Origin of the sequence: Actinomyces sp. HMSC075B09 (genome assembly GCF_001812395.1) — a bacterium.
Lineage (GTDB): Bacteria > Actinomycetota > Actinomycetes > Actinomycetales > Actinomycetaceae > Gleimia > Gleimia europaea.
In genome coordinates this window covers 102386-117778 of record NZ_KV808731.1, presented here as the reverse complement: position 1 = coordinate 117778, position 15393 = coordinate 102386, and the positions used below count along the sequence as shown (strand labels likewise).

Genomic DNA, 15393 nt, shown 5'->3' with positions numbered 1-15393 from the left:
ATGCACGACAATCGCGAAATCCTGTTAAACCGCGCCCGCCGTACGTTACGCGAAAGGATTATCCCCGCCCAGTACGAGGCAGTAGCGGGTGTGTCAGTCAGCCACTGGATAGTTCCGGCCTGCGACGGCACAGTTGGTGAACCCGTCGCATTCGAGCAGGCGAAAGTCGCCTCGTATAAACCGATTGAGATTGGAGCAGAGTGGGGCAAGCCGTGGGAGACCGTGTGGTTCCGCCTGGAAGTTGACGCTGCGCCGCTCGCGTTAGAGGGCGAGGATCGCCTAGAGGTTGTGTTTGACCTCGGCTGGCTGGATAAGTTTGCCGGTTTTCAGTGCGAGGCGCTTGTGCGCAACGAGAGCGGCCAGATTGTAAAAGCCCTCAACCCGCGCAATAACTGGATTCCCGTGCCCGGCGCGGGTTCGCACGTGTTCTATGTTGAAGCCGCCGCAAACCCATTTATCCTCCCGCTCCCACTGTTCCCCGTGACCGAGGATGGCGACAAGCTCACCAGTGGGAATGAGCCACAGTACAGGCTGGCACGTGCAGACCTCGCGATACTGCGAGCAGACGTTTATAGCCTCGCAATGGACCTATCTGTGCTTGTGGAACTGGCAGAAACTACTGCAGAAGACGACCCGTGGGGTTGGAAAATCTTGCTGGCGATGAGCGAGGCCCTCGACCTCATAAATCTCGATGACGTAGCGGGTACCGCGCACGCCGCGTCTGAGGTTTTGAAGCCGATTCTGGCCACGCCGGCCTACGCGAATGCGCATCGCCTGTCTGCAATGGGGCATGCGCACATCGACTCGGCTTGGCTTTGGCCCATCCGCGAAACGCGCCGAAAGGTCACGCGCACTATCGCGAACGTGGTGCGACTTATCGAGGACGGAACAGGCTTGATTTTTGCCCTTCCTGCCGCGCAACACGTGGCGTGGCTGAAAGAAGAAGACCCAGAGCTGTTTGCACGGGTTAAGAAGCAGGTGGAGGCCGGAGCTATCGTTCCGGTTGGCGGCATGTGGGTGGAGCCGGACGCGGTTTTGCCCGGCGGTGAAGCAATGTGCCGCCAGCTAACCGAAGGTCTGGACTTTTTCGAATCTGAACTGGGGGCCACGTGCGAAGAGATCTGGTTGCCCGACTCGTTTGGTTACTCGGGCGCGCTTCCGCAAATTGCGCGGTTAGCTGGGATTGACCGTTTCCTCACTCAAAAAATCTCGTGGAACCAAGTTGATACGTTCCCGCACCACACTCTGATGTGGGAGGGGATTGACGGTTCGCGCATTTTCACGCACTTCCCGCCCGCAGACACCTACGGTTCGGAGGTTACCGGGCAAAACCTTGCCCACGCCGCCTCGAACTTTAAGGACAAGGGGCGTGCCAACAGCTCGGCGCTACTGTTTGGCTACGGCGATGGGGGAGGCGGCCCCACTCGCGAAATGATGGAGCGAATCAAACGCTTTGCTGACTTGGCTGGCGCTGCCCGTACCGTCATCGAATCACCCGCGCAGTTTTTTGAACGCGCCCAGGCCGAGTACAAGAATCCGCCCGTGTGGGTGGGCGAGCTCTACCTTGAGCTGCATCGCGGCACATTTACCTCCCAGATTGAAACCAAGCGCAATAATCGCCGCGCCGAATCACTACTTCGCGAGGCTGAATTGTGGGCCACGATGGCAAGCGTGCGGGCGGGCGTGGAATACCCTCACGAACAGTTGCAAGCTGTGTGGCGTGACGTGCTGCTGTGCCAGTTCCATGACATCCTGCCCGGCACATCCGTTGCATGGGTTTACCGCGAAGTTGCGGCCATTTACGATCGCGTGCAAGAGTGCCTCGAAGCTATTATCGCCCGCTCGCTCACGGCACTTGTCGAGGACGAAACCCCGGCACTAACTAATGCTTCGAGCTTCACGGCACACGGTGTTCCCGCCCTTTCCGCTGCCGCCCCAACTGAGGCGGTGCCGGTACAGGTACGAGGGCACCTGCTCGAAAATGAATATCTACGTGCCCAGTTTGACGAGGTGGGCCTGCTGACCTCGCTAGTACAGAAAGAAACGGGGCGCGAGTACGTGCCGGCGGGCCAACGCGGCGGGGAACTGCACCTATTCCAAGACTTCCCCAATGAGTGGGACGCGTGGGATCTCGACCCGTTCTACCGCGGATCCAAGCAGGTGATTGTGCCAAAGAACGCTGTTTATGAAAGCACTGACGGCGCCGCAAGAGTGCGTACAACAGCCGAGTTCTCTAACTCGAAGGCCGAGGTCACCTGGACTCTGCAACCCGGATCGGGCTCCCTCGATGTGCACGTACGCCTGGATTGGCATGAGAGTGAGAAGATTTTGAAGCTTGCCATGCCGGTCGACATCCACACCGATCACGCGCAGTACGAGATGCAAATGGGCTACATTACGCGTCCAACACATGAGAACACCTCGTGGGAGGCCTACAAGTTTGAGGTCAGCGCACACCGCTGGGTGCGCCTGGCAGATGCGAGCGCCAGCCTGGCTATCACCAACGACGCCACGTACGGGTGGAGCGTTGCGCGTCACTCCAGTGGGCAGCGGGGGACGTGGAGCGAAGTTAGTGCATCGCTGGCCCGCGCTTCACGCTTCCCCGACCCGCATCAAGATCAAGGCGTGCACGAGTGGAACTTCCAGCTCGTGCCCGCCGCGTCCATTGAACAGACAGTGGCGCTTGCACAAATGCTGAACCTCGGTCAGCGTCAGGTAACCGGCCAGATCAGCCCGCTGTTCACCCTCGATGGCGCCGTCGTGGAGTCGATACGCATGGTAGACGACGGCTCTGGTGACGTGATCATTCGAGCATACGAGGCGAGCGGCGGCCGCGCTCTTGCGCGCCTGGTCTGGCCCGAAGCGGCGAGCGTGCGCGGCCAAGATCTGCGCTACCGAGACTCGGACCTGGGTGTGCAGGTGCGTGAAGTTTCGGGTGCGTTCGAGTTCAATCTGGACCCGTTTGAGATTGCAACCCTCAGGGTGAAACTCGCCAATTGAGGCCTGAGTCCAGCAAGAGGCTGGCCCGCCGCGAGGCGGAGGAGGTTAACTGCGTCCGGCGGGCAACCTCTACGCCGGCCGGATTTTGGGCGATAAGAAGTTTCTCGTCACTATGCGGGCGCGGATGAGACCATCGCGCGCTCTGCGTTAGACTGGTCGCGTGAGCGAAATGATCGATAATCCTTTTTCCCTTACCGGCCTAACGTATGACGACATTTTGTTACTGCCTGAAATCACAGATGTTGTGCCCTCCGAGGTTGATACGACTGCGCAGCTAACAAAAAACATCACTCTTAAAATCCCGATGCTGTCCGCGGCAATGGACACCGTTACCGAGGCGCGCATGGCTATCGCGATGGCTCGCCAGGGCGGCATTGGCATCTTGCACAGAAACCTGTCTATCGAAGATCAGGCGCAGCAGGTGCGCCAGGTGAAGCGATCCGAATCCGGCATGGTTAGCGACCCAGTGACAATCCACAAGGAAGCCACCATCGAGGAGCTGGACGAACTGTGCGGCCACTACCGAGTTTCCGGCCTGCCCGTTGTAGACGAGGACGGCAAGCTTCACGGCATCATCACCAACCGAGACCTGCGCTTTATTCCTCCGAGCGAATGGGCAACCGCAACGGTGCAGCAGCACATGACTCCCACGCCGCTTATCACCGCGCCCGTTGGGATCTGCCGTGAAGATGCGAAAGCACTACTCGCTAAGAATCGCATTGAGAAGCTCCCCATCGTTGATGACCAGGGGCGCCTAGCCGGCCTCATCACCGTTAAAGACTTCGTTAAAACCGAGCAATACCCGGACGCGGCAAAAGACGCGGAGGGTCGCCTTCTAGTTGGCGCGGCAGTGGGCTACTGGGGCGACTCGTGGGATCGCGCAGTGGCGCTCGCGGAAGCAGGCGTAGACGTCCTCGTTGTTGATACTGCAAACGGCGGCGCACAGTTGGCGCTGGACATGATTCGCCGAATCAAGTCCGATGAGCGTTTTGCCGGCATCGACATTATTGGCGGAAACGTTGCCACTACCGAAGGTGCACAGGCACTGATTGACGCGGGCGTGGACGCGGTGAAGGTGGGCGTAGGCCCCGGCTCCATTTGCACCACGCGCGTGGTCGCAGGCGTTGGCGTCCCCCAGGTAACCGCGATCTACTTGGCATCGCTTGCTTGCAAGCCGGCAGGTGTGCCGCTCATCGCTGATGGTGGCCTGCAGTATTCGGGCGACATCGCAAAGGCCCTCGTTGCAGGCGCTGACACCGTGATGATTGGCTCCATGCTTGCCGGTTGCGAGGAATCTCCCGGTGACCTCGTATTCACCAACGGTAAGCAGTACAAGCGCTACCGCGGTATGGGATCCGTTGGCGCAATGAGCTCGCGCGGACGCAAGTCCTACTCGAAGGACCGCTACTTCCAAGCGGACGTGTCTTCGGATGACAAGATTGTTCCCGAAGGCATTGAGGGTCAGGTGCCCTACTCGGGTTCGCTAGCCGCAGTGATTTACCAAATGGTTGGCGGCCTACACCAGTCGATGTTCTACCTTGGCGCGCCCACCATCGCGAAGCTAAAGGAGAACGGCCGGTTTGTTCGCGTAACCTCAGCGGGCCTGCGCGAATCGCATCCGCACGACATTCAGATCACGTCAGAAGCCCCGAACTACCACATCAACGAGGGGTAGCGGGCAAAGAATCGCTTGGTAGCTAAGCTGAACTAGCGTAGAAGCAGGCCGGGAAGCTAAACCAACCAGGTGCGGTTGATATTGGCTTCCCGGCCTTTGCTATGCAAGAAAGCCTCAAAATCAGCGGCCCAAACCGCGTGCGCCTGCTTTTGGTACTCGTGCAGACTGTCCAGGCTGTACATGGCCAGGCGAGGGTGCTTGCGAATCATTTGCTTCAGCAGATCTAAAGTTGCACGCGTGTCCACCTCCGCGTCGTGCAAAGACTCATCGGCACTAACGCCGTAGGCCTCCATCAGGTCTGCCAGGGTACGCTTACCGCGCCGCCTGGGAACAAGTGCGCGATCGAGTACCAGCGGGTCAATGACCGGGCGGATCTCACCTAAACGCTGCGTTAGCGTGGGTAGTTGCATGCGGGCAAGCTCGGCCTCCATCAGGCCCAGATCAAACCCTGCATTAAACGCCACCACGGGAATACCGTTGCCGAGCGCGCGGGTCAGAGCCTGCGCGACCTCCTCCAACACCTCGCGGTGAGGACGCCCATGCTGGCGCGCATACTCCGTGCTTATCCCATGCACCCTCTGGGCAGACTCGGGGATCTCAACACCCGGATCCGTCAGCCAATTCGAAACCTCATCGCCGTTCTCACCTCGAAAAATAATCGAGGCTGTAACCAACCGGCTACTACCTGGAATAACCCCCGTAGTCTCTGTATCAAAACCCACGAACGGGCCGGCAATCCAAGACATGGACCCTCCTTAACGTTTCACTACGTAGAGCTTATATGCCCATACGGACAACTATTTCAACAAGCATCACGTAAGGCTCGTATCATGGAAGTGTGACTGAGACGATTAACATTGGACGCGGCAAACAAGCCCGCCGCGCATACTCGCTGGACGACGTGGCAATCGTCCCCTCCCGGCGCACGCGCGACCCCGAAGACGTGAATACGTCCTGGCAAATCGACGCATACAACGTGGACATTCCCGTCCTGGGCGCGCCAATGGACTCGGCCATGAGCCCCGAGAACGTGATCGCGCTAGGCAAGCTGGGTGGCATTGGCGTCCTCGACCTCGAAGGCCTATGGACCAGGTATGAGAACCCCGAACCTGTCTACGAGGAAATCCGCGGACTGCCCGCGCGTGCCTCAAACCGCCGGCTTCAAGAAATCTACGCCGAGCCCATAAAACCTGAACTCATTGGCCAGCGCCTCAGCCAGATTCGCGAGGCCGGAGTTGTAGTTGCCGGCAAGCTCTCCCCGCAACGCACCCAAAAGTACTGGCGCTACGTTGTTGACGCCGGGGTGGACCTGTTCGTCATTCGCGGCACCACGGTATCTGCAGAACACGTATCCAGCAGGGCACAACCACTAAACCTAAAGCGCTTCATCTATGAACTCGAAGTGCCCGTCATCGTGGGCGGTGTAGCCAACTACAATGCCGCGCTACACCTCATGAGAACGGGAGCCGCCGGCGTGCTCGTCGGCTTTGGTGGGGGAGCCGCGCACTCCACCCGCCAGCTCCTCGGAATCCACGCGCCCATGGCAACAGCGCTCGCAGACATAGCCGCGGCTAGGCGCGACTACCTCGACGAATCTGGCGGCAGATACGTGCACATCATCGCCGACGGAGGTATTGGGCTTTCCGGAGATCTGCCAAAGGCAATCGCCTGCGGCGCGGATGCAGTCATGCTTGGCGCAGCCCTCGCTCGCGCAAAAGAAGCCCCCGGAAGCGGATGGCACTGGGGATCGGAGGCTTACCACCCCGAAGTTCCTCGCGGACACCGCGTGCACGTGGGCACGGTTGCCAGCATGGAAGAAATCCTCTTCGGCCCATCCTCACGGGCCGACGGCACCGTTAACTACATCGGTTCGCTCCGCCGCACCATGGCAACCACCGGCTACCTGGAAGTCAAAGAACTCCAACGCGTAGACATGGTGGTGGCGCCCTACGAACCGCACTAAAGGTTCCTCACCAATATTCGATACGGCATTGCCTGCCTGGGCATGCGTGCAAACCGCCCCCAGCATGGCCCCCGTGTTAGACAATAGAAGTAAGTGCGCGCACGTCGCGCGATCAACGATTAAGGAGAACTAATGACCGAAATCGAATACCGCATTGAGCACGACACGATGGGTGAAGTTCGCGTTCCCAAGAACGCCCTTTACGCCGCACAAACGCAGCGTGCAGTTGAGAACTTCCCGATCTCCGGGCGCGGACTTTCCGATCACCACATCGCCGCACTCGGCCAGGTGAAGCGCGCTGCCGCGATTGCCAACCTCGAGCTCGGCGTCATCGACCAGGCCACCTCGGACGCCATTCGTGAAGCCGCCGAAGAAGTCATTGCCGGCAAGCACGACGGTGAGTTCCCCATCGACGTCTTCCAGACCGGTTCGGGCACGTCCTCGAATATGAATACCAACGAGGTCATCTCTACCCTCGCCACCCGTATCAAGGGCGACAAGGTACACCCGAACGACCACGTCAATGCGTCGCAGTCTTCCAACGACGTGTTCCCCACGTCAATCCACATCGCTGCCGCACAAGCCGTTGATGAGGTTCTTCTGCCCGGGCTTGAAACCCTCGCGAAGTCGCTCGAAGCCAAGGCTGAAGAGTACAAGGACGTTGTGAAGTCGGGCCGCACCCACTTGATGGACGCAACCCCGATCATGCTCGGCCAGGAGTTCTCCGGCTACGCCACCCAGATCCGCTACGGCATTGACCGCGTGCACGCCGCCCTCCCGCGCCTGTATGAGCTCCCTCTTGGCGGCACCGCTGTGGGCACCGGCATCAACACGCCGGCCGGCTTCTCCGAGCGCGTCATCGAGCTCATCGCCGAGAACACGGGCCTTCCATTCAAGGAAGCCAGCAACCACTTCGAAGCCCAGGCCGCCCAGGACTCCCTCGTTGAACTGTCCGGCGCGCTGCGCACCATCGCAGTGTCACTAACCAAGATCGCTAACGACCTGCGCTGGATGGGCTCCGGCCCGCGCACCGGCATCGGCGAGCTCCACCTGCCTGACCTGCAGCCGGGCTCCTCGATCATGCCGGGCAAGGTTAACCCCGTTGTTCCTGAAGCCACCGTCATGGTTGCAGCCCAGGTTATCGGTAACGACGCGGCTATCGCGTTCGCTGGCGCGCAGGGCAACTTCGACCTGCTGGTGATGCTGCCCGTCATGGCTCGCAACATCCTCGAGTCGATCAACATCGTTGGCAACGTCTGCACCGTCCTCGCAAAGCGCACGGTTGACGGCCTGATCGCAAACGTTGAACGCTGCAAGGAGCTTGCCGAGTCCTCGCCGTCCATCGTTACGCCGCTCAACCGCATCATCGGCTACGAGAACGCCGCGAAGATCGCCAAGCATTCCGTAGCTAAGGGCATCACGGTTCGCGAGGCCGTGATTGACCTCGGATTCGTAGAGCGCGGTGAGATCACCGAAGCACAGCTTGATGAAGCCCTCGACGTGGCGTCCATGACCCATCCGAAGGCCAACTAGCAAAGCTGAAAAAGGCTCGCGTCCAGCAAGGTTGGACGCGAGTCTTTTTATTTGTGTGGCCCGGTTTACTCGCATAATCGGTGGTTGGAAAGTGTGCGCTGACTTTGGCACAATCAACCGAGATCCACTTTTGAAAGGGCGAGGCAAGTTGGTTTCTGCTGATGTCGCTAGAGCGCGTGCGGGCGTAACCGCACTGTTCTTCACCAACGGCGCACTGTTTGCAAACTTCGCGCTGAGGTTCCCAGAACTAAAAGACGCATTCGAACTAACCGCGGGAGGCTATGGCCTCATCATCGCGGCGTTCCCGCTAGGCGCCATCATTGGTAGACCGTTCGCCGCGAAGTTCGTGGAGCATTTTACCTCCGCTAAAGTCGCTGCCTACGGCACGTTCCTGATTGGAATCGCGCTGACTCTTTCAGCGATCCTGGTAGCCGTTGCGCAGGGTGGGGGAGCTATCCTCGTAGTCCCATTCGCCCTTCTTTTCGCGCTCGGCGGAGCAACAGATGCAATCGTTGACGTGGGTCAAAACGCGCACGGCCTGCGCGTACAAAAACGCTACGGACGCTCCATTATTAACAGTTTCCATGCCTCCTGGTCCTTGGGCGCAATGACCGGAGGACTGATGGCCATGGTAGCCACCGCGCTCGCCGTTCCAATCGGCTACCACATCGGATTTGCCGGAGTCCTCTTCAGTATTGTTGCCCTCATCGCCAGCAAGCACACCCTCCCGGGACATGACGGGGAAGATCAAGACGAACCCAGTATTCACCGGCTCTCTGCAAAAAACTGGTCTGTTCCCCTCGTTATTGCGCTTTTGCTACTTCTAGCGATTTCCGGTGTGCTCGTCGAAGACATCGCGCAATCTTGGTCCACGCTCTACATGCGTGACTACCTGGGGGCCAGCGCGGCCCTCGCTCCCGCAGCCTACGTGTGTATGCTCGCTTTCCACTTCCTGGGGCGCGTTACGGGGGACAGGTTTGTTGATCAGCTTGGCGCGAAGCGCACCATTTTGATGGGTGGCACTCTCATCATTGTTGGTATGAGCGCGGCCCTCCTATTCCAAAACATCTTCGTCACCGTCATTGCCTTCGCCGCAGCGGGCTTTGGCGCTGCCACCACCGTTCCGTTGGCAATGAACGCCGCAGACGACGTCCCCGGATTGAAACCGGGGGTTGGCCTTATGATTGTCTCCTGGCTCATGCGCCTGTCATTCCTGCTGTTGCCACCGCTTCTAGGCCAAGCGGTTGTCGCAACGTCCCTGCTGGCGCCCATCGTGATCTTGCCTATCGGAGGCGTTCTGGTCATCGTCTCTACGGTTGTGCTTGAAGAGCGCAAACCCGTACAAGATTAGTCCAAAATGATTTTGCTCCGAGGCCATTCAAGTGGCCTCGGAGCAAAACTACAAACGTGGTTCAGCGCTTCACGTGTGGGTGTTTTGCATAAGAGATGATCGTGGCGGCCAACCCTCCAACGGTTACGAGGCCCGCGACGATGACCGCCACTTTCACGGCTACGGTCACCGAAGGGTAGAAAGCTAGGATCAGCAAGGTGGCTCCGTGAGCCAGAGCAATGAACACGAGGGCCCCCAGAATCGGCAAGGACGCGCGGTGCACGTGGCGAACCACCTCGGTATCATCCGACCGCACGGGCAAACGCAAGGCGGAGCCTTGCCAGGCATCCTCTTTCACAATGCTCGCAATCAAAGCCACGCCGAGGGTAGCGGCCATTATGAAAAGGCCCCCAAAAATCAATAGCAGTACGGTCACGGCTACCTCTTTTCTAGTTCGATGCCGAGGCTATCAGCCAACTTGTCTATACGTGCAAGCCAAGGCGCGGGCGAGAGATCAGATGCGAGCATCAGGCCACCACGAGGCGACAGGTTCGCGCCTTCTAGTACGCGCGGGCCATTTGCCAGCGTGGAACGCTTGAACTGGTTTGTGAAGAAGCGACGCAGGAATACGCGCTGCCACGTGAGGATCTGCTGAAGGTCAAACTCTGCGCGATCCGTTGCTTCTAAACCGGCGGGCCAAACGCCTTCGTCTGCGTTGCTCCAAGCATGCAAGGCGCGAAATGCCGTGAATTCCGGGGAAAGACCCAGGTAAACCAGGTAGTAGGCGTTGAAATCCTGCAATGAGTAGGGGCCGATCATTGCCTGCGTAGACTGGGCCTCTTCGCCTTCGCGCGTGGGGATCAACTCCGGCGTAATTTCGGTATTCAAAATCGAATCCAGCGTGTCATTTACGTCCTCGCCAAAACGATTCGAGGCCATAATCCAACGGATCAGATGCTGCATAAGCGTTTTTGGAACGCCCGGATTTACGCTGTAATGCGACATGTGGTCACCAACGCCAAACGTGCACCACCCGAGCATGAGCTCCGAATAGTCGCCCGTACCGATCACCAGGCCGCGCCTGCCGTTGGCAATGCGGAACAAGAAATCAGTGCGCAGGCCCGCCTGCACGTTCTCAAACGTCACGTCATACACTTCTTCGCCGCGTCCAAACGGGTGCCCCATGTCGGCAAGCATTTGGCGGGCGGTATCGCGAATATCGATCACCTCAAACGTTGTGCCTAGAACTTCGCACAGCTTCGTCGCATTGTTCTTCGTATGCGAGGTGGTGGCAAAGCCCGGCATGGTGAAGGTCAAAATGTCGGTGCGGGGGCGGCCCATGCGCTCCATAGCCTCAACACACACGAGGAGGGCATGCGTTGAATCCAGCCCGCCCGAGATGCCGATAACCGGGTGCGGGTTTCCGGTGGCCTCAAGTCTGCGCATCAAGGCCTGGACCTGCAGGTCAAACATGTCCTCCAGGTCAGACTCCCAAAGCCGTGGATCCGTATCCAAATACGGGAAGCGGGGGAGCCTGCGCTCTAGCGTCCAGTCGCCCCGCGGTTGCACCCGCACCTGTTGGCTGGCAAACATTTCTTCTTGCGTCGGGTTTAAAACCTTGCGCTCTGCCTGTAGTCGAGCTAGATCAATATCGGCATAAGTGAGGCGCACGCCGGATCTGAACCGGTCGTTTTGTGCCAGTACCTCGCCGGCCTCCACGATGAAAGCCTGCCCGTCCCACGCGTAATCGGTTGTGGACTCTCCCTCGCCTGCGCCCGCATACACAACCGCGAGTCTTGCGGTTCGCGAGGCCTCACGTGCCCGGGCCAAACGATGCCGTGCAGTTCCTGCAAACGCGGGTGCTCCTCCCAAGCTCGCAACTAGGCTCACTCCGCGCTTTGCTTGCATCTGGTAGTCGACTGGTTCGTGCAATTGCACACCGATAGATAGGCCGGGGAGATCCAGGGTCGTCAGAGGTATCTCGCCCGCAACAAATAGCGGCTGGTCCAATATGACCGAGTAGGCGGGGGAGGCATCAGAGTGGGAACTAAACCAGCGCTTTCGCATCGGGGCGTTTTGAATAGGATCAAACCAGATTCCTGCTATTTGGCCGCGCGTGACCGCGATTGCGGCGTTCAGAATCTTGCCGCTTACCCGCAGGGGCGTCCCAAACAGAGCTACTAGTGGCCATTCGGTGGAAGCCTGCTTAATGGTCTCTACCGCGGCTTCACATTCTTCGTGCATAGTGTCTTGGAACAGCAGGTCGTCTGCCGTTACTCCCACCAGCGTAAGCTCTTGAAATACGACCACGCTTGCTCCGGCCTCGCCCGCCCGGTTGGCGGCTTCAATGATGCTGATCGCGTTCGCGGCGGGATCTCCAACCTTGATGGGGATGTTAGCTGCCGCTACACGGGCAAACCCGTTTGCGATGGGGGAGTGAAAGTCGTACATGTTTTTCCTTCACGAATGGCAGGTAAAGCAGGGCTTGGTTATCCCTGATTACGATTTTAGAGCCCAAATTGAAATGGCGCCCCGGTCCGCGAAGAAAACCGAACAGCTCGGTCTATTCCTCGCGGGAGCGGGGCGCCACAGTGTTTTAGTCAAGCAGCGACATCGCTTGCTGGGCGATGGCTAGCTCCTCGTTGGTAGGCACAACCATTACTCGCACCTTCGAGTCGGAGGCCGAGATTGTGCGCGGATCCTTTGAGCGCAAAACGTTTGCAACCGGATCCAGCGTTATGCCGAACATCTTCAGCTTGTCGCACAGTTCTTGGCGTAGAGCCGAGTCGTTTTCGCCAATGCCTGCGGTGAATGTGAGAACGTCCAGGCCGCCCATTTCGGCAGCGTAGGCGCCAACGTACTTGACCAGGCGGTGCAGTACGACGTCGAGGGCAAGACGAGCTTCCTTATCTCCCGCGTTTGCGCGGGCGCGAACGCTACGCATGTCATTGTCGCCGGTAAGGCCTTTCAGACCGGAGCGCTTGTTAAACAAAGTGTCGATCTCATCGATCTTCATGCCGCCGTTGCGCATGAGGTGGAACACAGCCGCCGGGTCGATGTCACCGGTTCGCGTGCCCATCACAAGGCCTTCGAGGGGGGTTAGGCCCATCGAGGTGTCTACGGCCTCGCCGTTTACAACCGCGGATGCGGACGCGCCGTTACCAAGGTGGAGCACGATTTGGCGAATGCGTTTGCGGCCCAGCAGGTCATGGACCCGCCCAGAGACGTACTGGTGCGAGGTTCCGTGCGCGCCGTAGCGGCGGATCGAGTACTTGTCCGCGGTTTCCTTGTCCAATGCGTAGGTTGCCGACTCGTCGGGCAGAGACTGGAAGAACGCCGTGTCGAAAATCGCTACGTGAGGAACGTCTGGAAGCATTTTGCGCGCTACGTCAATGCCCTTGAGGTGGGCGGGGTTGTGTAGCGGGGCCAGCGGGGACAACTGGTCGATTAGGTTACGCGTTTGATCATCTATGAGGGCGGGGCCAGAGAAGTACCTGCCTCCTTGGACCACGCGATGTCCAACTGCCACAATGTTGGCTTCCTCGAGTTTTGGGCCTACCTGATCGAATAGGCGCAGGGCCTCGCGCAGTGCTGCGGTGTGGTCGAGGATCGGCTGGTCCATCGCAACCTCTTTGTCTCCGAACCGGTGTTCGGTGTGAGACACGGGTTCGCCAATTCTCTCAGCGATACCCGAGGCGATGGAGACGCCATCTTCGGGCTCTACCAGCTGGTATTTGAGCGATGAGGATCCGGAGTTGATAACAAGCACCCGGGGAGGAGTTTCACTCATTGATTGCTTCCTGTCTAGTTCTGCTCGTTGTTGATGCTTTGGGCCTGCACGGCGGTGATCGCAACCGTGTTGATGATGTCTTCCACGAGGGCGCCGCGCGAAAGGTCGTTAACCGGCTTGTTGAGGCCCTGCAAGATGGGGCCCACGGCCACAGCGCCGGAGGAACGCTGCACGGCTTTATACGTGGTGTTACCGGTGTTGAGGTCGGGGAAGATGAACACGGTGGCCTTGCCGGCTACGTCCGAGTTTGGCATCTTCTGCGAGGCAACTACCGGATCGATGGACGCGTCAAACTGAAGCGGGCCATCAACGGCAAGGCCGGGTGCTTTTTGACGTACGAGTTCGGTGGCTTCACGAACCTTGTCCACGTCCGGGCCGTGGCCGGACGTGCCGGTGGAGTAGGAGATCATCGCAACGCGAGGTTCCACTCCGAACTGGGCGGCCGTTTCAGCGGACGAAATCGCGATGTCGGCAAGTTGTTCGGCCGACGGGTCCAGATTCACAGCGCAGTCGCCGTAAACGTGTACGCGATCCTTCAGCAGCATGAGGAAGGTGGAAGACACGATCGAGGTGCCGGGCTTGGTCTTGATGATCTGGAACGACGGCACGATGGTGTGAGCCGTGGTGTGGGCAGCGCCTGAAACCATGCCGTCCGCATCCCCCATATGCACCATCATGGTGCCGAAGTAGGAGACGTCTTGAACCTTCTCGCGCGCCTGCTCCAAGGTCACGCCCTTCTTTGCGCGCAGGCGCGCAAACTCGGCCGCATACTTTTCCAAGAGTTCCGGATCCTGCGGCGACACAATTTGTGTGTTTGCCAGTTCGACGCCCAACTCGCCCGCACGGGCGCGGATCGCTTCCTCATCGCCGATCAGAATCACGTCGGCCACGCCGCGCCGCACAATCGTGTCGGTAGCGTGCAAAATGCGATCATCCTCGGGCTCGGGCAAGACTATGCGCATGCGCTTGGCCGCAGCCTTTTCAAGCAGATCAATCTGGAACATGAGCGGCGTGACGTGCGCGGTGCCAGGCGCCTCAGAAATGGCTTCCATTGCGGCCGGATTGATCGATTTGCGAACTAGTTCGATAGCGCGCTCAAGTTTGCGAGGGGTGTGCAGATGCACTGGGCCGCGAGTGCGCGAAACCCTGTCCGCGGTTTCAAAAGTTCCGGTAGAAACCGTCATAATCGGCAGGTCCGGAACGAGTTTGCCAACCAGGTCCATCACTTGTTCAGACAGTTCAAAACCGCCATTTAGAATGAGGCCGGCGAGACTTGGCTCGCCCTCAACCGCGTGAGCTGCGGCAACGGTCATCAAAAGCTCGGGGCGATCCGCCGCCGCAATAACGATCTGACCATCTTGTAGTCGCTCGAGTACGTGCGTGGAGTTCATGCCGCAAATGAGGACGTTTTCGGCTTCGCGAAGCAGGTTTGCGCGGTCACCATTTACCAGTGTGGCGTTGGTGGAGTTCATGATGTCGATGACTCGAGGGGCGGTAAGCAACGGGTCTTCCGGGATCACGTAGGTGGGGATCTTCTCCACCTTGCGGCGGTAGTCATCCGCATTTTCCTCTGGAACGCGCGTTATAACCACACCCGCCACGTGGGCGAACTCCTGGCGAGCCGTAGTCACGGCTAGGCGTCCGGCATCCATCACGTCTTCTGGGGTGCGGTCAATACCGGATAGAACAACGGCCATGTGTGCCCCAATGTTGGCGCTTACTCGGCAGTTGAACTCAAACTCGTCAAACCCAACGACGCCTTCAAAATCGGAACCTGAAACTATGACAACATCAACGTTTTCAGAAAGCTTGCGGTGTGTTCGCACAATGCTTTCCAAAGCGGAATCAGGGTCCGCAATGTACTCGTCATAGGTGAGGGCGCCAACGGCAGGTCCAGAAATAACGGTGCCGTTGTTGAAGATGTTCAGCATCGCGTCTGTGGATCGGTCTCGCACAATGGGGCGCAAGAGGCCAACCTTCATACCTTTTTCAATAAAAAATGAAGCCAGCCCGATAGTCACCATTGGTTTACCGGTGCGAGGCTCTGGCGAGGCAACGAAAAGTGTGCGTGCCAAAACTATCTCCTTTGGAATTATTTTTTA

Annotated in this window: 10 protein-coding genes; 5 read left to right on the top strand and 5 right to left on the bottom strand. The window is 58.9% G+C overall.

Annotation, left to right across the window (positions count from 1 at the left end):
* Positions 1 to 3000 (top strand): alpha-mannosidase, encoded by a 3000-nt coding sequence (locus HMPREF2854_RS01340; RefSeq protein WP_070618039.1) that lies wholly within the window; start codon positions 1 to 3, stop codon positions 2998 to 3000.
* A gap of 169 nt (positions 3001 to 3169) precedes the next feature.
* The gene (guaB, locus tag HMPREF2854_RS01335; protein WP_148130891.1) at positions 3170 to 4675 is read left to right on the top strand and encodes an IMP dehydrogenase; all 1506 of its coding nucleotides are present in this window, start codon (positions 3170 to 3172) and stop codon (positions 4673 to 4675) included.
* A gap of 56 nt (positions 4676 to 4731) precedes the next feature.
* Here the strand turns inward: guaB and HMPREF2854_RS01330 are convergent, their stop codons facing one another.
* Positions 4732 to 5421: an exonuclease domain-containing protein gene (locus HMPREF2854_RS01330; RefSeq protein ID WP_070618033.1), complete on the bottom strand. Its 690-nt coding sequence runs from the start codon at positions 5419 to 5421 to the stop codon at positions 4732 to 4734.
* A 92-nt stretch (positions 5422 to 5513) separates the two neighbouring features.
* On the opposite strand from HMPREF2854_RS01330, the gene HMPREF2854_RS01325 reads away from it, so the two are divergent.
* The 3 genes from HMPREF2854_RS01325 to HMPREF2854_RS01315 all read left to right on the top strand — a co-directional run bounded on the left by HMPREF2854_RS01325 (position 5514) and on the right by HMPREF2854_RS01315 (position 9522).
* Positions 5514 to 6638 (top strand): GuaB3 family IMP dehydrogenase-related protein, encoded by a 1125-nt coding sequence (locus HMPREF2854_RS01325; RefSeq protein WP_070618030.1) that lies wholly within the window; start codon positions 5514 to 5516, stop codon positions 6636 to 6638.
* Positions 6639 to 6770: 132 nt separating this feature from the next.
* Positions 6771 to 8171: a class II fumarate hydratase gene (locus tag HMPREF2854_RS01320; protein WP_070618027.1), complete on the top strand. Its 1401-nt coding sequence runs from the start codon at positions 6771 to 6773 to the stop codon at positions 8169 to 8171.
* Positions 8172 to 8262: 91 nt separating this feature from the next.
* The gene (locus HMPREF2854_RS01315) at positions 8263 to 9522 is read left to right on the top strand and encodes an MFS transporter (protein WP_222563157.1); all 1260 of its coding nucleotides are present in this window, start codon (positions 8263 to 8265) and stop codon (positions 9520 to 9522) included.
* 61 nt (positions 9523 to 9583) lie between these two features.
* Here the strand turns inward: HMPREF2854_RS01315 and HMPREF2854_RS01310 are convergent, their stop codons facing one another.
* The 4 genes from HMPREF2854_RS01310 to pta all read right to left on the bottom strand — a co-directional run bounded on the left by HMPREF2854_RS01310 (position 9584) and on the right by pta (position 15366).
* Complete coding sequence (locus HMPREF2854_RS01310; RefSeq protein ID WP_070618024.1) at positions 9584 to 9937, bottom strand: hypothetical protein; 354 nt, start codon at positions 9935 to 9937, stop codon at positions 9584 to 9586.
* 2 nt (positions 9938 to 9939) lie between these two features.
* Positions 9940 to 11952, bottom strand: coding sequence for an NAD(+) synthase (locus HMPREF2854_RS01305; RefSeq protein WP_070618021.1), 2013 nt, complete (start codon positions 11950 to 11952; stop codon positions 9940 to 9942).
* A gap of 145 nt (positions 11953 to 12097) precedes the next feature.
* The gene (locus HMPREF2854_RS01300; protein ID WP_070618019.1) at positions 12098 to 13291 is read right to left on the bottom strand and encodes an acetate/propionate family kinase; all 1194 of its coding nucleotides are present in this window, start codon (positions 13289 to 13291) and stop codon (positions 12098 to 12100) included.
* 14 nt (positions 13292 to 13305) lie between these two features.
* Positions 13306 to 15366 carry a phosphate acetyltransferase gene (pta, locus tag HMPREF2854_RS01295; RefSeq protein ID WP_070618016.1) on the bottom strand — a complete coding sequence of 687 codons (2061 nt, stop codon included), beginning with the start codon at positions 15364 to 15366 and terminating at the stop codon, positions 13306 to 13308.
* Positions 15367 to 15393: the final 27 nt, after the last annotated feature.